This is a genomic window from Ideonella sp. P3_A4 (assembly GCF_056403075.1).
In genome coordinates this window covers 1-18,376 of record NZ_JBFUGE010000073.1, presented here as the reverse complement: position 1 = coordinate 18,376, position 18,376 = coordinate 1, and the positions used below count along the sequence as shown (strand labels likewise).

General features: G+C 67.4%; 20 protein-coding genes and 1 pseudogene. 3 read left to right on the top strand and 18 right to left on the bottom strand.

All coding sequences use genetic code 11. The features are described from left to right. The 6 genes and pseudogenes from AC1DYI_RS10040 to AC1DYI_RS10015 form a co-directional block, all read right to left on the bottom strand. Positions 1–778: pseudogene (locus tag AC1DYI_RS10040) on the bottom strand (hypothetical protein); the annotation flags it as partial. A gap of 319 nt (positions 779–1,097) precedes the next feature. Continuing rightward, complete coding sequence (locus AC1DYI_RS10035; protein ID WP_477203958.1) at positions 1,098–1,676, bottom strand: P-loop nucleotide/nucleoside kinase family protein; 579 nt, start codon at positions 1,674–1,676, stop codon at positions 1,098–1,100. A 22-nt stretch (positions 1,677–1,698) separates the two neighbouring features. Beyond that, positions 1,699–1,920, bottom strand: coding sequence for a hypothetical protein (locus AC1DYI_RS10030; protein ID WP_477203957.1), 222 nt, complete (start codon positions 1,918–1,920; stop codon positions 1,699–1,701). An 83-nt stretch (positions 1,921–2,003) separates the two neighbouring features. Continuing rightward, entirely contained in the window at positions 2,004–2,810 is an 807-nt protein-coding gene (locus AC1DYI_RS10025) for a substrate-binding periplasmic protein (protein ID WP_477203956.1), read from the bottom strand. A 227-nt stretch (positions 2,811–3,037) separates the two neighbouring features. After that, complete coding sequence (locus AC1DYI_RS10020; protein WP_477203955.1) at positions 3,038–3,574, bottom strand: HD domain-containing protein; 537 nt, start codon at positions 3,572–3,574, stop codon at positions 3,038–3,040. Positions 3,575–3,597: 23 nt separating this feature from the next. Next, complete coding sequence (locus AC1DYI_RS10015; RefSeq protein WP_477203954.1) at positions 3,598–4,620, bottom strand: LysR family transcriptional regulator; 1,023 nt, start codon at positions 4,618–4,620, stop codon at positions 3,598–3,600. A gap of 241 nt (positions 4,621–4,861) precedes the next feature. Here AC1DYI_RS10015 and AC1DYI_RS10010 point away from each other — a divergent pair, with 241 nt between their 5' ends. Beyond that, positions 4,862–5,845: an MBL fold metallo-hydrolase gene (locus AC1DYI_RS10010; protein ID WP_477203953.1), complete on the top strand. Its 984-nt coding sequence runs from the start codon at positions 4,862–4,864 to the stop codon at positions 5,843–5,845. Here the strand turns inward: AC1DYI_RS10010 and AC1DYI_RS10005 are convergent. The 5 genes from AC1DYI_RS10005 to AC1DYI_RS09985 all read right to left on the bottom strand — a co-directional run bounded on the left by AC1DYI_RS10005 (position 5,824) and on the right by AC1DYI_RS09985 (position 10,887). Continuing rightward, a complete protein-coding gene (locus AC1DYI_RS10005) occupies positions 5,824–7,509 on the bottom strand; it encodes a 2-isopropylmalate synthase (RefSeq protein WP_477203952.1) in 1,686 nt (561 codons plus the stop codon). The two genes, AC1DYI_RS10010 and AC1DYI_RS10005, sit on opposite strands and share 22 nt — an antisense overlap. 377 nt (positions 7,510–7,886) lie before the next feature. Then, positions 7,887–8,414 (bottom strand): DUF6622 family protein, encoded by a 528-nt coding sequence (locus AC1DYI_RS10000; RefSeq protein ID WP_477203951.1) that lies wholly within the window; start codon positions 8,412–8,414, stop codon positions 7,887–7,889. A gap of 138 nt (positions 8,415–8,552) precedes the next feature. Further along, a complete protein-coding gene (gene bla, locus AC1DYI_RS09995; protein ID WP_477203950.1) occupies positions 8,553–9,440 on the bottom strand; it encodes a class A beta-lactamase in 888 nt (295 codons plus the stop codon). Positions 9,441–9,445: 5 nt separating this feature from the next. After that, positions 9,446–9,976 (bottom strand): GNAT family N-acetyltransferase, encoded by a 531-nt coding sequence (locus tag AC1DYI_RS09990; RefSeq protein WP_477203949.1) that lies wholly within the window; start codon positions 9,974–9,976, stop codon positions 9,446–9,448. 56 nt (positions 9,977–10,032) lie between these two features. Continuing rightward, positions 10,033–10,887, bottom strand: coding sequence for an alpha/beta fold hydrolase (locus AC1DYI_RS09985; protein ID WP_477203948.1), 855 nt, complete (start codon positions 10,885–10,887; stop codon positions 10,033–10,035). Positions 10,888–11,148: 261 nt separating this feature from the next. On the opposite strand from AC1DYI_RS09985, the gene AC1DYI_RS09980 reads away from it, so the two are divergent. Beyond that, positions 11,149–12,423 (top strand): HD-GYP domain-containing protein, encoded by a 1,275-nt coding sequence (locus tag AC1DYI_RS09980; protein ID WP_477203959.1) that lies wholly within the window; start codon positions 11,149–11,151, stop codon positions 12,421–12,423. Between the two features lie 80 nt (positions 12,424–12,503). Here the strand turns inward: AC1DYI_RS09980 and AC1DYI_RS09975 are convergent, their stop codons facing one another. From AC1DYI_RS09975 to AC1DYI_RS09955, 5 genes are all read right to left on the bottom strand, one after another. Beyond that, positions 12,504–12,683, bottom strand: a complete 180-nt coding sequence (locus AC1DYI_RS09975; RefSeq protein ID WP_477203947.1) for a hypothetical protein — start codon at positions 12,681–12,683, stop codon at positions 12,504–12,506. Between the two features lie 37 nt (positions 12,684–12,720). Then, positions 12,721–13,200 carry a BON domain-containing protein gene (locus AC1DYI_RS09970; RefSeq protein WP_477203946.1) on the bottom strand — a complete coding sequence of 160 codons (480 nt, stop codon included), beginning with the start codon at positions 13,198–13,200 and terminating at the stop codon, positions 12,721–12,723. Between the two features lie 330 nt (positions 13,201–13,530). Next, positions 13,531–13,929: a hypothetical protein gene (locus tag AC1DYI_RS09965; RefSeq protein ID WP_477203945.1), complete on the bottom strand. Its 399-nt coding sequence runs from the start codon at positions 13,927–13,929 to the stop codon at positions 13,531–13,533. A 57-nt stretch (positions 13,930–13,986) separates the two neighbouring features. Next, entirely contained in the window at positions 13,987–14,151 is a 165-nt protein-coding gene (locus AC1DYI_RS09960) for a DUF1328 domain-containing protein (protein WP_477203944.1), read from the bottom strand. A 200-nt stretch (positions 14,152–14,351) separates the two neighbouring features. Continuing rightward, positions 14,352–15,794 carry a CHASE3 domain-containing protein gene (locus AC1DYI_RS09955; protein ID WP_477203943.1) on the bottom strand — a complete coding sequence of 481 codons (1,443 nt, stop codon included), beginning with the start codon at positions 15,792–15,794 and terminating at the stop codon, positions 14,352–14,354. Between the two features lie 45 nt (positions 15,795–15,839). Here AC1DYI_RS09955 and AC1DYI_RS09950 point away from each other — a divergent pair, with 45 nt between their 5' ends. Then, a complete protein-coding gene (locus tag AC1DYI_RS09950) occupies positions 15,840–16,472 on the top strand; it encodes a response regulator (protein WP_477203942.1) in 633 nt (210 codons plus the stop codon). Between the two features lie 35 nt (positions 16,473–16,507). On the opposite strand, the gene AC1DYI_RS09945 is transcribed toward AC1DYI_RS09950, so the two are convergent. Next, complete coding sequence (locus AC1DYI_RS09945; protein ID WP_477203941.1) at positions 16,508–16,930, bottom strand: response regulator; 423 nt, start codon at positions 16,928–16,930, stop codon at positions 16,508–16,510. Between the two features lie 143 nt (positions 16,931–17,073). Beyond that, positions 17,074–18,376: AsmA family protein (locus tag AC1DYI_RS09940; protein ID WP_477203940.1), on the bottom strand; the 1,303-nt coding region annotated here is incomplete at its 5' end.

The window sequence follows — 18,376 nt, the reverse complement described above, 5'->3', positions numbered from 1 at the left end:
GCGCCATCGTCTGCTGGTAGATAAAGCCTTGCCAGCCTGCATCGCCCGCCGTTTTCGAACAGCCGACGATCTGGCGAGCCAGGTTCACGGCCTTCGCGTCTGAGCGGGTGCCGCCCAGCGTGCCGAGCTCGGTCAGCTGGTTGCCGTCGTAGACGAAGCCGCGGTAGGAGCCGTCGGCGCGTTCGCCGGTGCCGACGACGATGCCGTCGTCGTTGATGTCATTGGCATAAGCCCATTCGCCACCCAGGCTCGGCAGCTTCACGATCGTGCCATCGAGCTCGAAGGTGGCGGCGAGGTCGCCAAGGTGCGGATCCTGCGCCATGCCGGCCATGCGCCCTTCCTTGTTGACAGCGTAGGCCACGCTGCTCAGCTCGCACCACGGGCAATCGCCCTTGGGCGGTTCGTAGGTGGTCACGGTCTTGCCGTCCCACTTGTAGGCCAGAGAATAAGGTCGCTCCTGCGGATTCGACCCGACAACGACGCCGCCCTTGCCGATGGCTGCGGCGCTGACCGTGCCGTGGTGGCCGCCAGGCAGCAGCGGCACTCCTTGGCATGCTGTCGAGGAGCAGCGGTAGGCCAACGCGCCGGCGCCGCCCTGGCCGCGGTTGGCGGCCACCTGCCCGGCATTGTTGATGGCGTTGGCGCTCGAGTAGAAGCCGGTGTCGCTGGGTGCATCGCCGAGCGGCAGCGGTGCAACGCTGTAGGTCGGCAGGGCTGCGAAGGCGCCACCGGCGCATGCCAAGGTCAGGGCCGCCAAGGGCCATTGGATTCGAATCATCGTGAGGATCTTTCTGGTTGGATGTCTTCCACGCATCACCCGACCAGGCATTCGCCTGGCCCTCCACGGATGCGCGGTTGCACAATCTAACGTCGAAATTCAAGGCCATCAAGCCGTTGTTCCGCGATCCCCCTAGAGCGCTGACAGGTGGTGCAGCCGGCCAGTCCAGGCTCAATAGGGCAAGGTCCTGGGATCGACGTCGTAGCGGAACTTGTAGCTTTCCTTGAGCTTCCTGATCTCGGCGGCGCTGTCGAGCAGGAACTGGTTGACACGGTCGCAGACCTCGAACCCTCAAGCCGAAGCGCGATGGCCGAAAGAGTCAGGCTTCGGCGGCGCGCACATGCGCCAGTATTCGCTCTGATGCTTGATCGGGCGTGAGCTGAGTGACATCGAGGTCCAGGGTGGCAAGCCCCGGCGGGCGCAGCACGATGGCCTCTGCGGCCTTCCTGCGCGCTTCGTTCGGGTCGATCTCCTTGAAAGCTTCGGCGCGCCCGGGGCTGGTCACCCGTCGGGCGGCTTCTTCGGGATCGATCTGCAAGCGGACCGTGCAAAGACGGGCGCCACGTTCGGCAGCGGTGCGGCGCACATCCTCGAACACCTCGGCGTGCCGGGGGACTCCTTCGAGCAGTTCGTTCGTGAAGATGAAGGTCCGTCCGGGTTTGGCGAGGTCTCGCACAGTCTCCAGCACTGCCGACCGGACGCGCGCCACCTTGTCCCAGACTGTTGGCGCCAGCGGGGTCACACCGTCGGCGTCGATGAGCGCGAAGATGACGTTGTTGATGTGGTGGTTGTCGACGATGAGGCTGCTGTGCTGTCGCTGAATGGCCTTCGCGATCGTCAACTTCCCAGACCCTGCGATGCCCACCAGGTAGATGAACGTACCGTTCGAATGTTGCATCGCAGGCTCGGCGTTCAAGCACCTACCCCTTCCTGCCACCGAAGACGAGGAGAAGACCGCCGACCACGATGGCCCCTATGCCCGCCCACATGGGGATGTTGACCTCCTGCTTTTCTTTCACGGAAAGTTCGATGGGGCCGATCTTCACGTCGTGGGTTTCCTTCGTGTAGCTGAAGCCGCCATACAGCAGCCCCAGCACACCCGCGACGATCAGCACGATGGCAACGGTCTTGATGGGATTCATGGTGGGCTCCTGTTGGTCCTGTTAAGAATGCACGTCCGCCGCTCGAGCCGCCCCGGATTCGCCGAGCAGTTCTCAGCGGCTCACTAGGGCAGTGTCCTGGGATCGGCGTCGTAGCGGAACTTGTAGCTCTCCTTGAGCTTCTTGATCTCGCTGGCGCTGTCGAGCAGGAACTGGTTGAACTCCTTGATCACCTCGGGGTGGGTCTTGCTGGCGAGCGCAAACCGGCTGAACTGGTAGGGCAGGCTCTTGTCGAAGCCGGCCTCTGCCGACAGCCYGGCGCCGGCCAGATAGCCGACCACCACATCGGCATTCAGGTAGACCCCGTCGACCCGCTTGCTCAGCAGCATCTGCATCACTGCCTCGACCGAGTTGGCCTCTTCGATCACCAGCTCCTTGCGCTGGACCAGCGGGTAATAGTCGATCGGCGACCAGCCCCGCGGCATCGCGATCAGCTTGAGCGTGCTGATCGGCTTGCCGATGTCCTCGCGGCGCCGGCTGATGCCGTCCGCGTACTCGATCACGCCCTGGCTGTAGTAGATCTTGTGGCCGCGCTTCAGGTCGGCCAGCCAGTCCGGGTTGTCCGGGTACTGGAAGTCGATGTCGCCACGCAGCAGCTCCTTGACCATCCGCACATAGGGCCGCGTCTGGTAGTTGAACTCGTAGCCTTTCTTGCGCGCGAACAGGTCCAGCACATCGCGGCCAAAGCCGTAGTAGCGGCCGTTGACGGTGAAGTAGTGGGGGGCGTAATAGAACTCCTCGACCCCGACGGTGAACACCTTGTGCTCGGGGCTGGTGGCCTGGGGCATCGGGGACACCTGGGACACCTGGGACAAGGCCAGCGTGGACCAGCAGAGCAGCAGGGCCCACAGGAAGATGAATCGCTTGGACATCTGGCGCTCCTCGACTGAAGAAGAACCCTTCCTGGGACGGGCAAGGTCCATCGCGCGCACCGCCCGGGCGGTCTGCTCCCTGTCCGCCGGGCGCCTGGCCCAGCCAGCCCACTCTAGCGCTTTGGCCGGGGGCTGCAAAGCCGCTGCGCCCATGTCATCTCGCCCAATGCGCGAACATGGTTTCGCAAGCCGATGAGGTGGGCGCAATGGCCGACGCCCGGCCGACCCTAGGGCCGCCGGGCGTAGACCTGCTCGAACAGCGCCATCAACGGCGCGTTGACCGGCGGCAGGCCGTCGATCACCTGCTTGGCCCAGTCGAAGTACTCTCGCCGCCGTTGCAAAGACCAGTCGGCTGGCGGTGAATTGGCGATGTCGCGCAGGTTGCAGATCTTGTCGGCGAGTTTGACCAGCGCGGCGCCCGGGCTCTTGTGCGGTGCGTGCTCGACCTGCAGCGCCTTGCGCCGATGCTTGGGCAGGGCCTTGTCGTCGGTGACCTCGCCGACGATGCCGGCCACCGTCTCGCCAAAACGCTGGCGCAGCTCTTCGAGCGTGGTCTCGGTGTCTTCGACCGTGTCGTGCAGGATCGCGGCGATCAGCACGTCCTGGTCGTCGATGCCGACATCCACCGCCAGCAGCTGGGCCAGCGCGACCGGGTGGTTGATGTAGGGGCTGGCCTCGCGGTCCTTGCGGCGCTGGTCGCGGTGGCGCTGCGCGGCGAAGTGGATCGCGTCGAGCAGGCGGGCCGTGGAGGTCAGCGTGGTCATGGGGGCTCCCTTGGGGTGAGCGTTCAGCCCGGTGTGGCCTGGCCGGCGCGTGGTGCGCGCGGCAGGCGCTTGATCGGCACTGGCGCCGTCGTGCGGCGCCGGCTGGCCACGGGCCCGGCCGGGACCATGGCGCCGGGCCGGAACAGCGGCTCTTGCTCGAACAGCTGCACCGCCCAGTCGATGAACACGCGCAGGCGTGCGCTCATGTGCCGGCGCGATGCGTGTGCGATGTAGATCGGCTTCTCATCGCAGGCCCAGTCGGGCATCAGGCGCACCAGGCGGCCGTCGGCCAGCGCATCGTGGACGAGGAACGCAGCGATCGACATCACGCCCAGGCCTGCCAGTCCGGCGGCGACATAGGCGTTGCTCTCGTTGAGCGACAAGGCGCTGCGCCCTTTCACCGTCAGCCGCTGGCCGTTGCGCTCGAAGGCCAGTGGGCGCAGTTCGCCGCTGCCGGGCTTGAACAGGCTTAGCACGCGGTGCGTGGGGTCTTCGAGCTCGCTCGGGTGCGTCGGCACGCCATGCGTGCGCAGGTATTGCGGCGTCGCACAGGTGATGTAGTTGAAGACGCCGAGCCTGCGCGCCACCAGCGACTCGTCTTCGATCACACCGCCGCGGATCACRCAGTCGACGTTCTGGCCGATCAGGTCGGTCACGCCGTCGCCCACGCCCAGGCTGATCTCGATGTCGGGGTAGCGCTCGTGGAACCGCGGCAGCGCCGGGATCAGGAACTGGCCCGCCAGCGCGGCGCCGATGTCGACCCGCAAGCGCCCGGCGGGCGAGGCCTGCGCGTTGACGACGCTGGCCTCCAACGCCTGCCAGTCGTTGAGCCAGCCGGCGGCGCGCTCATACAGCCGCTGGCCGTCCGGCGTGATGGCCACGCGCCGCGTCGTGCGGTGGATCAGTTTGGTGTGCAGGTGCGACTCCAGGTCCTGCACCGAGCGGGTGACCGCCGCGTTGGTGGCGCCCAGCGAGGCGGCGGCCTTGGTGAAGCTGCCGCATTCGACGACGCGGGCGAAGGCTTGCAAGGCGGCGAACTTGTCCATCCGATCAATTGTTGCACCACGGAAAAACAGCCCGCTCGGCTGGGTGCTTGTTCGGTTTCGCGCGGCGGCCTATCGTTCGGCCCGCAGTCTTCCACTGCCGCCGCGGCGGGCCTTTACAGCTTGTTCCGGCACGATCACCGCAGGTCGGGGAACATCCGGCCCGCCTGAGCACGCGGCCTCGCGCCGCGGCACCGATGGAAGAACAACAAGCACTCTTCGAGAAACACAGCAAGGACATGCCATGACGACCCCCGCTTTCACCTTTGCAAAATCCGCTGTTGCCGCAGCGCTGGCCACCGTCTTGTGGGCCGGCGTCGGCACTGCCTCGGCCCAGACGCCGCCCCCGCCCACGATGGCCAAGGCCCAGGCCGGCTATGTGCGCATGATGCTCGGCGACGCCGAGGTCACCTCGTTGTCCGATGGCACGGTGGCGCTGCAGTCCAACATCCTGACCGGCACCACGCCCAAGCATGTCGACGAGCTGCTGAAGCAAGCCCACCAGACCGGCCCGCTGCACACCTCGGTCAACGCCTTCCTGGTCAAGATCGGCGACAAGCTGGTGCTGGTCGACGCCGGCGCCGGCAGCTTCTTCGGCCCGTCGCTGAACAAGCTGCAGGCCAGCATGAAGGCGGCCGGCTACACACCCGACCAGGTGACCGACATCGTGATCACCCACCTGCATGCCGACCACGTCGGCGGCCTGGTCGACGGCGAGACGATCCAGTTCCCGAACGCGGTCGTGCACGCCGATCGGGCCGAGCTCGATTACTGGCTCGACACCGGCAAGGCCGACGCCGCGCCGAAGGAAGCACAAGGCTTCTTCAAGATGGCCCAGGCCGCGCTGATGCCTTATGTGAAGGCCAGCAAGGTCAAGCCCTTCGAAGGCTCGACCGAGATCGTGCCGGGCATCCGCACCCAGCCGACGCACGGCCACACGCCGGGCCACAGCTTCTACGTGCTGGAGAGCAAGGGCCAGAAGCTGGTGTTCTGGGGTGACCTGATGCACTTCGAAGAGGTGCAATTCCCCGAGCCGGCGATCACGGTGGCCTTCGACACCGACTCGAAGGCCGCCAAGGCCCAGCGCCTGGTGGCGTTTGCCGACGCAGCCAAGCAGGGCTACCTGGTCGCGCCGTCGCACGTCACCTTCCCCGGCATCGGCCACCTGCGCAAGCAAGGTGCCGGTTATGTCTGGCTGCCGGTGCGCTACGTCAACGACGCGAACTGAAATGCCAGCGGGCTGAGCGCGCCCAGGCGGGCGGCGGCGCTCAGCACTGCCAGCACGCCGGCGGTGTCGGCATCGGCGTGCTGGCCGGCACCGAAGCGTGTGCCGGCCACGCCGGGCGCCGCCAGTTCGACGATGGCCCAGCCGGATCCCGGTGATTCGGCGTGGCTGTCGAGCCGCACGCCGGGCGCCAGGGCATGGACGGCGGCGTGGAGCAGGCTGGGGCCTTCGCCGCAGCAGCGCTGCACCTGGCCGCCAGCGAGCAGTTCGATCTCGATCGCCCAGGCGCCGCCATCCTCTGACACGGATGCGGTCTCCTCGTGGTGTCGATAGACCAACGGCTGTCCGTTGACCTGCGGTGTCAGGTAAGCCTGCTGGAACAGCGCCCACAGCTGCGCCGCACTGACCTCGGCTTCGCTCGCGTCGGCATGACGCTGCACCACGGCGCTGAACTCCACCTGCATCCGGCGCGGCATCACCAAGCCGTGCTCGCGCTCCAGCAAGTAGGCGATGCCGCCCTTGCCTGACTGGCTGTTGACGCGGATCACACTGTCGTAGCTGCGGCCCAGGTCCTTCGGGTCGATCGGCAGGTAAGGCACCTCCCACGGTGCATCGTGGGCCTGCGCGGCCAGGCCCTTCTTGATCGCGTCCTGGTGCGAGCCGGAAAACGCCGTGAACACCAGGTCGCCGACGTACGGGTGACGCGGGTGGATCGGCAAGGCGGTGCAGTCCTCGACCACCCGCGCCACTGCAGCGATGTCCGAGAAATCCAGCCCCGGGTGGATGCCTTGCGCGTACAGGTTCAGCGCCAGCGTCACCAGGTCGACGTTGCCGCTGCGCTCGCCATTGCCGAACAGGCAACCTTCCACCCGCTGCGCACCGGCCAGCAGCGCCAGCTCGGCGCAGGCCACGCCGGTGCCGCGGTCGTTGTGCGGGTGGACCGACAACACCAGGTGCTCGCGCTGCGGCAGGTGGCGGTCCATCCATTCGATCTGGTCGGCGAACACATTGGGTGTTGCCACCTCCACCGTCGTCGGCAGGTTGATGACCATCGTCCGGCCGGGCCCGGCGCCCCAGGCGTCGATCGCGGTGGCGCAGGCTTCGAGCGACACCTCCAGCTCGGTCATGCAAAAGGTCTCGGGCGAGTACTGCAGCACCCACTCGGTCTCGGGCTGCGCATCGGTCAGCCGCCTGACCAGCTCGACATGCTCGCGGATCAGCGCCATCACCTCGGCCACGCTGAGGCCAAAGACCAGCCGCCGCCAGGCCGGCGCAGTGGCGTTGTACAGGTGGATGGTGGCGCGGCGTGCGCCGCGCAGCGAGGCGACGGTGCGCTCGACCAGCTCGGCCCGCGCTGGCGTCATCACCATCGGCATCACCTGCGGCGGGATCAGGTCACGCTCGATCAGGTGGCGCACGAAATCGAAGTCGATTTGCGAAGCGGCCGGAAAGCCCAGCTCGACCTCGCGCAGGCCCACGGCCACCAGTTGGTCGAACAGGCGTTGCTTGCGGGCCTGGTTCATCGGCTCGAACAAGGCCTGGTTGCCGTCGCGCAGGTCGGTCGACAGCCAGATCGGGGCATGGGTCAGGCTGCGCGACGGCCAGCGGCGATCGGGCAAGTGCACGGCGGGGGCGGGGCGGTATTTGGATTGCGGGTTGGAAAGCATGAAGCGGCCATCAAGAGAAGTGGCTCGTCGAGCGAGCACAGCAGGGCTTGGCAGGGCGCGCATGGTCACCCCGGAGGGTGGCCATGCCAGGCTGTTGCCGAGCAGGAGAGGGCGCAGGCTTCCCTGGGGCTTCTGCTCTCAGAAGCCGCTGGCGTGGCCGGGATCGGGGGAAGAGGAGGCTGAAAAGCCGCGAGCGCGGCCGCCTAGCGCACGAACCGATCCCGGCCGGGCGCTAGGCTCAGCTTTAGGGAGGTCGGTGTGCGTGCAATCACGGGGTCAGGCTAACGCAGGCTTTGCGTGGGGTCAATGCCGCGCACGCCAAAAACAACAGACCCACCGGTGATGCCGGTGGGCCTGGGGGGGGAATGCCTTGAGGATCAGCGCGCAGCGAAGGCGAGCTGGGTGGGCAGCGTGCCGGCCGGCCACACCAGGCGCCACAAGCGAATCGCCCGGCCCAGGAACACACCGCTCAGTGCACCGTACAGCAGGCTGATGGCCCAGGCAAAGGTGGTGTTCTGCGCCAGGTCGGGCTGCAGCGACATGGCCACGCCCACCGCATACTTGGTGAAGAAGATGCTCATCATCATCGCCAGGGGCACCGCACTGCCAGGCAGCGTGAACTCGCGCGCGCCGTCGTCGTAGGTGCTGCCGGCCGGCAGCGGGCGCCGCGTCACCAGCAGCGTGCTGACGCTGAGCGCTTTCAGCCAACCCAGCAGCACCCAGGGCTGCGACGCGAAGCCTGCCCAGACGCCGTAGAACGACAGCGCCAGCATCGCCAGCGGCAGGATCGACACCTTCACCAGGCTGGCGCGGCGGCTGGCCAGCTGCGACAGGCCGAGCGCCAGCAGCACAGCGAACAGGCCGAATACCCAACGCGGGGTGTGAAGAAGAATCTGCATCAGCATCTCGGGCTCCAAGGAAGGTGTTGAACTTCGATGGACGCCATGGTGCCCAGCGTCAGCCAGGCCTGCGAGCAGGCTGCGACGGACGGTGGCCAGCCGGCGCCGGCGGTGCTGTGCCGGCGCGAACGGCGGCCCGCGCCGTCAGGCCGCCCAACTCGCGACGACGCGCGCGGCCGAGGCCAACACCGCGTTGCGTGGCTTGGCGTCTTGCGCCGGCTGGGTTGTGTAGACCACCAGCACCAGCGGCGCGCGGTGCGGTCGCCACAACACGGCGATGTCGTTGGCGGTACCGTGGTCGCCGGTGCCGGTCTTGTCGCCGACCTGCCAGTCGGCCGGCACGCCGGCGCGGATGCGCTCGGCGCCCGTCGTCGAGCCGCGAAGCCAGGTCTGCAGCTGGTCGCGTTGCAGCGCCGGCAGCGCGTCGCCCAGCGCCAGCTTGTGCAGGCTGCGGCCCATCGCTTCGGGTGTCGTGGTGTCGCGCAGGTCACCCGGCAGCGCGGTGTTCAGCTCGGTCTCCCAGCGGTCCAGGCGAAAGGTTGCGTCGCCGATGCTGCGCGCGAACGCCGTCACCGCGGCAGGGCCGCCGAGCCGCTTCATCAGCACGTTGGCAGCGGTGTTGTCGCTGAGCTGCACGGTGGCTTGGCACAGGTCGGCCACGGCCATCCCGGCGCCGACGTGCTTCTCGGTCACCGGCGAGTAGCTCACCAGATCGCGTTTTGAATAGGCAAGCTGTTGCTGCAGCAGGCGCGGCTCACGCACGCTGCGTTGCAGCACCGCCGCAGCCAGCATCATCTTGAAGGTGCTGCAGAACGGGAAGCGTTCATCGGCACGGTGGCCGAGCTGTTCGCCGCTGCCGGCATCGAGCGCGAAGACGCCGAGCCGGCCGCCGAAGTCGGCCTCCAGGCGTTGCAATTGCGCGCGGGCGGCGGTGGCGTCGCGAGTGGTCTGGGACTGGGCGAGGTGAGGCCAGGCGGCCAGCGCGGCGGTGCCGCACAGCAGGCGGCGTCGGGTGTCGAAGGGGGTTTGCATCGCGCTCATTGTGCTGAGCGCGCCTGCCATTCTTGCTGCGTGATTTCGTAGGCCGACGTGTCCATGTCGTACCAGCGTTCGACCCCGCGGTAGCGCATGCCCAGCCGCTGCATCACCTTGGCCGAGGCCAGGTTGTCGGTGTGGCAGACCGAGATCAGCAGCGGCGTTTGCAGCGAGTCGAAGGCCCAGCCGGCCATCGTTTGCGCGGCTTCCGAGGCCAGGCCCTTGCCCCAGCGGTCCTGCCGCAACCGCCAGCCGATCTCGAGTGGGTTGGCGGCGTCGCGCGCCAGGTGCTGGATACAGCCGGCGCCGACGATCTGGCCGCTGTCATGCTCGATGAAGGCCCACCACGAGCAGCCCCATTCGGCCCAGCGGGCCTTGACGCGGGCGATGACGGCGCGTGTTTCCTCCAGCGTCTCCGGCTTGCCGGTGAGGTAACGCATCACCACCGGGTCGCGGTTCAGCTCGTTCAGCCCGTCCAGGTGGGCATCGTCGAAAGGTTCGAGGCGCAGGCGCGCAGTGCTCAGGATGGTCATCCCGCCATTCTGGGCCCGACCGCACCGTCATGCGGCGCGCGCAGCGCCGCCGTCCATCAAGTGGCGTGCGCGGAGCCGGCTTTGCCGGTCCGCTGCGCGAGCCCCCTCGGGGGGCAGTCCCCGGAGGGGACGTGGGGGTCCGCTTTCGCCAGGAACTCGTCCAGCACCTGGTTGAAGGTGGTTGGGTCGTCCAGCTGCGGCCAATGGCTGGTACCGCCGATCAACCGGCGCTTGAGTTGGCGGGCCTGGCGATACAACGCCGTCGGACTTTCGCTGTGGGGTGTGTCGATCAGCAGCACGGGCCCGGGGTAGCGCGCCAGCGCCGGCAAGGGGTCGAAGGCGAACATCGCCGCGATGATCGCCAGCGACGCGTCGCGGCCGATCTCGCTGCGTTCGACGTTCAGCAGCGCCTGAACGCTTGGCCGCGCATGGGCCGTCATCGATTGCCAGTATTTCTCCATCACGTTGTCGTAGTCGGCGTGCAGCGAATCCATGATGGCTTTCGATTCCGCAGGATCGGCGCGACCCGGCGTGCCGACCAGCACCAGCCCGGCCAGCCGGTCGCGGTGGGCGCCGGCATAGGCCGCCGCCGCGGTGCCACCCATGCTGTGGCCGACCAGCACGAAGCGTGGCAATGCCAATGCGTCGACCACCGCAGCAATGTCTGCAGCGATGCTGTCGACCGTGTAGTCCACCTCGGCCGGCAACTCGGATTCGCAGTGGCCGCGCCAGTCCATCGCCACCGCGCGGCGCTGCGGCCGCAGGTGAGACAGCTGGGCCTGCCAATGGCCGGTGTTGCCGGCGAACGAGTGCACGAACAGCACCGGCAGGCCAGCACCCTGGCCGCCGTCGTCGACGAACAAGGCACCGGCGGGGCCCGCCACATGGCGGTGGATCGAATCGAGTGTCATGGCGCATCTCCATCGGGTCTTTCGCGATGGTTGGCCAGTGGCGGCGTGCCGGTTGTCAGGCGCGGCCGGCTTGGGTTGTGAGAAATCACCGACAGCTCACCGCTGGCGCTTGCGAGCGGGCGTCAAGACCTGTTTCCAACTGTCACCAAGCCCGCGAAAACCCCCGCTTCAAGCCTGCAACACGTGGCCGAAATACGAGGTCTCAGCATCTCGAACCACGCGCGCCCCAGGTGCCACAGCGAATCAGGGAGATTCATCGTGATGAACGCAGCAACAGCCACCCGTGGCCCGTCTTTCTCGGTCGCCAACCAGCACGCGCTGGCCACCATCCTGGAGGCCAGCCAGACCAAGAGCATCATCGCCTCGCGCGATATTTTCGACATCTCGGGCATCAAGCTCTGGGCGCGTGATCAGCCGGTCTCCGACGCACTGCAGCGCCGGCTGCTCGACCGTCAACTGCGCAACCCGCTCGAGAGTTGCCTGCTGGCCGAAGACGGCGTCACCGCCCACACGCTGGTTCAGTCCTTCGAGGCTCTGCTCGAACGTGACAGCCCCGTGGCCACACTGATCCGTTCGCATGCCAGCCGCATCCTGAAGGAGGTGGCACATCTGCCGCTGCATTCGGTGCCGCAACTGCTGCTGACGGCGGCCCAGGCTTCGCGGCCGGAGTCTTTCGACCATGCGGTGCAGGCGATGGCGCTGTGCGGCGCAATGATGGACGCGCACGGCGGCGGCACCGCCGAAATGCGCATGGCCTTGCTGTGCGGGCTGCTGCACGACCTGGGCGAGATGTACATCGACCCGCGCCACGGCGAGGCCGAGGCCGACCGCGAACTCGACTTCGTCAGCTACCAGCAGCTGGTCGTGCATCCGCATGTGGGGCACCTGCTGATCGCCCAGCTGACCAACTACCCCGGCGCGTTGTCACGCGCCATCGCCGAACACCACGAGCGGCTCGACGGCTCGGGCTACCCGCACGGGCTGCAGTCCGACGACGTCTCGGCGCTGGGCCGCATGCTGGCGGTCACCGAAGCAACGCTGGGCACGCTGCGCCACGCCGAGCGGCCGCTGCTGGCGCGCGTCAGCGTCTCGTTGCGGGCCGTGCCCGGTGAGTTCGACCTGTACTGGACGCGGGTGGTCGAGGCCGGTGCCCGCGCCGAGCTGCCCAGCCGTGCCAGCCTGGGCACCGCCGAGGTTCAGTTGCGCCTGGGCCGTCTGGACAGTGCCTTGCGCGCGGCCGAGGAAAGTGTCGCGGTGCTGGCGCTGGACGCCGAATCGCCGGCGCTGAAGAACGCGGTTGCGCTCTCGCGCCATCTGCTGGGCCGGCTGCGCGTGGGCTGGAACGCGAGCGGCTTGTGGAGTGCACAGGCCTTGACGGCGCGCGACGCGGCCGAGGTCGAAGCGATCGAGGAAGAATTGGTGTTTCGCTTGCGCGCCATCGAGCGGGCGTCGATGCTGCGTGCCGGCGAACTGGCACCGCGTGACGCCGGCCGCTTGGCCACGCTGTGCGAAAGCCTGCGCGCGGTGGCGGTCTGAACTTCGCTTGGGCGGGCCGAACGAAAGAAGGGCCTGCCGCCACGGAGGCGGACAGGCCCTGTGCTGTGCCGGCCGAACAGCTACTCGGCTGGGCCCGGCGCCGCGCTGGTGTCATCCACAGCCAGCGTGGTCAGCACCTGGTCGGTGATCGCGGCCATCGAACCCGCATCCAGCGCGTCCGCTTCCAAGGGCTGCAACGCCGCCAGCGCGGCGCTGGCCAACGTGATCAGCAGGTACAGCGGCGCATGGATTTGCTTCATGGCGCGATCTCCCTGTTCTCAATTCGAAGCGGCCTCTTTACGGGCGGACTTCGAGTCGGTTCTCGACGCTGACCACGCCCTTGACCGCTTGGGTCAATTGGGTGGCGCGTTCACGTGATACTGCATCAGGTGCAAAACCCGACAGGTTGACGCGGCCACTGACGGTGTCGACGTCGATCTTCAGTGCGCTTAGCTTCGGGTCTCCTGCAAGCGCGGCATTGACCTTGGCAGTGATCGCCACGTCTTCGGCCTTGTTGGCCATCTTGTCGGTGGCGCTCTCGACCTTGGCCGACATCTGGTCGGTCGCGTTGTCGATCTTCTGCTCGGTGCGCGCGGCTGCGTTCTCGGTCGCAACCTTGGCTTCATCGGCCTTCTGCTCGGTCTTGGCGATCGCGCTGTCGAGCTTCTGGCCGGCGGTGCGGTCGTCTTGCTTCTCGCAGCCCATCATCAGGAACGAAGAGACCAAGGCGACGGCCAGCACGCTGGCATGGGTGGTGGAGCGTTGACGGAAGTTCATGTCGGGTTCCTCTTCTTTGTTCAGGCCGCGGGGCATTGCGGCTCCAGGTGAGGCCGGCGCCCCCCATGGGGTGGCCGGGTCGGCGGTCGAAGGAAGAAAAAACTGCTCAACCGTGGAGTGAGCCTAAATTTCGCGAATCGGACCGCCTATCAGCGGGCCGCCCATCCCCTTGTCGGAAGTGGCTGACAAACCTCGGTGCCGTTCAGGAGCAATCGACGTTCCTGAGTCGAAGCGGCAAAAAGCGCAAAGGCTGCCCGAAGGCAGCCTTTTGGGGGGCGCTACAGCGCGCGCCGATCGGCGCGCTGCGCAGACCCGCGGTCGCAACCGGTTTTACAGCCGGCCGGAACGCGAGCGGGCAAACCAGCCTGCCAACATCGCTACAGCGGCGCCGGCGGCCACCGCGATCAGCACCGACTTGACGGGCTCGTGCTGGATGTAGCCCACAGCCCGGTCGCCGGCGCGGTGGGCCTGGTCACGGACCTGGTTGCTGGTTTCGCGTGCGCGGTCCACCCCGCGGCGGGTCAAGGCTTCCATCTGTGCGGCGGCGCGGCTGAAGGCCGAGGGTGCCACTTCGCGCATTTGGTCGACGCCCGAGTCGATGCTGTCGAGCGCGCCGTTGGCGCGTTGGCGGGTGCTGTCGATTGCACCGTGGGCCTTGGTGGCCAGTTGGGCGGCCACCTGGTCTGCCGTTTCGCTGGCGGATTGGGCGAGTGAAGTCTTGGTATTCATGGGGTTCCTTTCGATCGGCTTGGAGAGTGGAACGAGGAGGCGGCCCTCAGGCCGCGGTCAGCCCTTGCGCAGCAGTCCCATCAGGAATGCGGCCACGGCCATGACCAGGAAAAGAACGAACAGGATCTTGGCGATGCCAGCGGCGCCAGCGGCGATGCCGCCAAAGCCGAGCAGCGCTGCGATCAGCGCAATGACGAGGAAGACAACGGCGTAGTGCAACATCTGGTGCTCCTTGGACGACAAGGGCGGCGTGGCTGCCCTTGGTTGAGACGGCTCGCAGCCGGTTCGCTGCGATGGATCCCAATGTAGGCAGGCGCCTGTTCGCACTTCAGCAGCCGATGGCGCGGCTGGATGTCGGTGCGCAATGCGAGAGCACGTAGGACGAAGACTACGCCCCGATCAAGACCGTGTTGACAGTGGTGTCAGGCCGGCGCGCGCGGCTCATCGCCCGAGGCCGGCGCTGCTTCGAGGCTGCTGTCGGCGGCGGCCTCCGCCTCTGGCGTCTCCGGCGCGAGCGGCAATCGCGCGATCAGCGTGGTGCCGCGGCCGGGCACCGATTGCACGCTGAGCTGGCCCCGCTCGGCCTCGACGCGAAAGCGCATGCCCAGCAGGCCGTGGCTGCTGCTGGTGGATTGGCTGGCGTCGAAGCCGACGCCGTTGTCGCGCACCTCGACCAGTGCGCAGTCGCCTTCACTGGTCAATGACACGTCGATCTGCGTGGCGCTGGCGTACTTGGCAATGTTGGTCAGCGATTCCTGCACGATGCGAAAGACCACCAGGTCGGCGCCAGGCCCCAGGCGAACCGGCTCGATGATCGCGTCGATCGGGACACCCATGCGCTCGGCCGATTCGTTGCACAGGATCTCCAGCGCCGGCCCCAGGCCCAGGCTGCTCAGGGTCGACGGGCGCAGGTCTTCGATGATGCGGCGCTTCAGTGCGATGCCGCTGTTCAGCGCCTCGACCAGATGCGCCAGGCGCGGCGCCAGGTCGGGCGCAGCTTGCTGCAGCTTCGGGCGGATGCGCGCGACATCGAGCTTGGCCGCGGTCAGCAGCGCACCCAGCTCGTCGTGCAGGTCGCGCGCCAGGCGCGCGCGCTCGTCTTCGCGTGCGGTCTGCAGGTGGCGCGCGAGCTCGGTCAGGTCGGCGGTGCGCAGCCGCACCTCGCGCTCCAGCCGCTCGCGTTCGGCCTGGGCTTCGGCCTGGCGCTCGGCCAGCTGCCTGTCGAGCAGGCGGCCGGTGCGCAGAAAGCCGCTGAGCACCAGCAGGCCGACCGCGGTCAATGCGGCCACGCCGAGCCGGCCCATCAGCAGCGTGTCGTAGACGCTGGCCAGCGCCTCGTGGCCGGCGCTGTTCTGCTGCTTCAGCAGCTCGTCGACTTCCTTGCGCAGCTGCTCCATCTGGTCGCGGCCGATGCCGGTACGCACCATCTCGAGCGCGGTGTCGCGCGCACCGCTCTTGTCCAGCCGCAGCGTCTCTTCCATCTCGCTGAGCTTGGCGATCACCAGGCCGGCGATGCGCTTGCGGTGCACCTCGGACGCCGCGTCACCGACGTCGTTGTAAAGCTTCTCGATCTTCTGCAGGCCGTCGAACACATCTGATCGGGCCGATTGGTAGGGCACCAGGTATTCCGGACCACCGGTCAGCAGAAAGCCACGCTCGCCCGACTCGGCATCGGTCACGCGGCGCAGAACGCGCAGCAACTCGAAGCGGGCCTGGTCCATCGACGCCAGGCGGGTCAGGCGCGAGTCGGCGCCGTGATAAGCCACCTCGCTCAGCGTGATCATCAGGCCGGCCACCAGCACCGCGAGCGGGAACGCCAGTTGCTGGTAGCGGGAACGCCCAAAGGGGGCGAATCGAGAGACCATGGCCTACACTCCCCTTGCCTTGAAACCGCTCACGACAGGTACGCCATGATCCGGGTTGGAATTGTCGATGACCATGTGATTGTTCGCACCGGGCTGCGCCAGTTCCTGTCCGAGCAGGTCGATCTGCGCGTCACCGGCGAAGCCGGCAACGGGCGTGAAGCCTTGAACCTCGTGCGTGCCGGCGAGGTCGACGTGCTGGTGATGGACTTGTCGATGCCCGACCAGAGCGGTGTCGACGCATTGGCCGCGATCAAAGCGCGCGAGCCCGACCTGCCGGTGCTGATCCTGTCGGGCTTTCCGGAAACGCACTACGCGACAACGCTGCTGCGCCAGGGCGCCAGTGGCTACCTGAACAAGGAATGCGACCCGGAAGAGATCGTCACCGCGATCCGCACGGTTTACCGTGGCCGCAAGTACATCACCGCGGCCGTGGCCGAGTTGCTGGCCGATGGGTTGGGTGGTGACCCCGCCAAGCTGCCGCACGAACAACTTTCTGAGCGCGAGTTCCAGGTCTTCCTGCGACTGGCCAAGGGCGAGACCATCGGCCACATGGCCGATTCGATGGCGCTGAGCGTCAAGACTGTCTCGACCTACCGCACGCGGGTGATGGAAAAGATGAAGCTGTCGTCCAACAGCGACCTGACCTACTACGCGCTGAAGAACGGCTTGATCCAGTAGCCGCACGGTGCTCTGCCGGCCGCTTTGCCGGCCCGTCAAGCTTGTGGCAGGGGCCGGCTGAGACCCTCGCAATAGGCCAGCAACTCTTCCAGTTCGGCCGACTTGTCGAAGACGCGGTCGGCGCCCAGTTGGGCACAGCGCTTGCGCATGTCGGCGGTGGCGAAATTGGTCAGCACCACCAGCCGCGCCTCGGGGTGCCGTGCGCGGGCTTGGCGCAGCACCTCGAGCCCGGTGCCCTTGCGCAGGAAGATGTCGATGATCATCAGGTCACAGGCATCGGCGGTGTGATCGCGCAACCAGTCGACCGCGCCGCGCTCGTCTTCAGCCGTGCCGACGACCTGCACCGCCAGCAACTCTTCGAGCGTGGCGATCAGGTTCTGCCGGATCACCGCGCTGTCTTCGACGAGGAAGCACCTGAGCGGGTTCGGCGGGGCGCTGGCAGGCAACAGCGAGGTCATACGAACGAGAAGCGGGGCAGCCGCAATAAAGTCCCGAAACCCGCCGCGGCCTGCGAGGGCAGCCTTGGGTGCTTGGTCAGATTATCAAGCGCCCATCCAACCTTGGGCGTCCGTGCAACGACGTGTTTCTTGTCAGACGAATCCTACGGTGCTTTCGCAGCCGGCGTGACGGCCACCCTCTGCGCAGGCTTATGCGTCGGTTTGTGTGCCGTCTTCTGCATCTCCGCCGCCGCCTGCTGCTGCCGCTCCACGAACTGCTGGCAACCCGCCAGCTTGGCCTTGGCCTCGTCGCTGCCGATGTCGATCAAAGGCAGCAGCGCCGCCAGCGGATTCAGCATGCCCAGCAGCACGGCAGGCACCACGCGCCGCGCCAACGGCCCTTTTTCCAGCGACACATCGGGGTCGCCCAAGGTGCCGCGTATATGCACCGGGGTTCGCAGTGCCAACGGGCTCAAGTCCTTCGGGGCGACGCGGGCGATCAGGTCGAGTTTCTCGCTCGCCAGCGACAGGTTGCCGGTCGCCCACAGCGTCGAATCGCTGGTGTCGACCACCAGGACCTTCGGCGACACCAGTCCGTGCTGGACCTGCAGATCGGCCGCACCGCAGCTGACGGCGAGGGCTTCGTCGCCACGCAGCATCACGCCCAGGGCCTGCGCCACGTCGATGCCGGCGGCCTCGACCACCAGGTGCGACATCTGGCCACGGGTCCATAGCAACTGGGCCTGCCCGTCGGCGGTGGCCAGCAGGTCGGCGACCGAACGGCCATGGCCGGTCAGCCTGAAACGGCCACCCAGGTCACCGGCGACGTAAGGCGGCTCGCCCTTGGGCCGTTGCTGCTGGATCCACTGTTCCAGGCGCAAACCGCTGGTCGACAGGTCGACCTTCCACAAGCCATTGCTTGGCTGCCGCGCGTCGAGTTGAAGGCTGCCCCAGACCCGGCCTTGTGCCAGCGTCGCGTCGAGGTCTTCCAGCGTCAGCACGCTGTCGTTCAAAGTCAGATGGGCCTTCAGCGGGCTGAGCGACTGCAGCCTCGGGTGGCCGAGTTCGAGCCGGTCCAGCTTGATGCGCACATCGGCCTGCATCACCGCCAGCGACGGCAGGTCCAGCGGCCGATCGGGCAGCACGCGCTCGTTGGCGGCCGACGGCTCAGACTTGGTCTTGGCCAGTTCCGGCTCAGGTGCCGTGCCGATCGCCGGCCCCAGGTCTTGCAGCCACAGTTCCGGGCCACGCAGTTCGCCGGTCAGCGTCGGCAGCGCGCCGGGGTGGGTGCGGAATTCGAACTCGCCCGCCAGCCGGCTGCGGCCGATGTGGGCCGATTGGACCTGCGTGGTCCAGCGGTTGCCATCGCGCTGCAACTGGCCTTGCATCGTGAAGTCGGCCGTGGTCGGCAGCGTCAGGCCCATCGGCTCACCCACGGCGGCCAGTGACGGCCCGCTCAGCACGTAG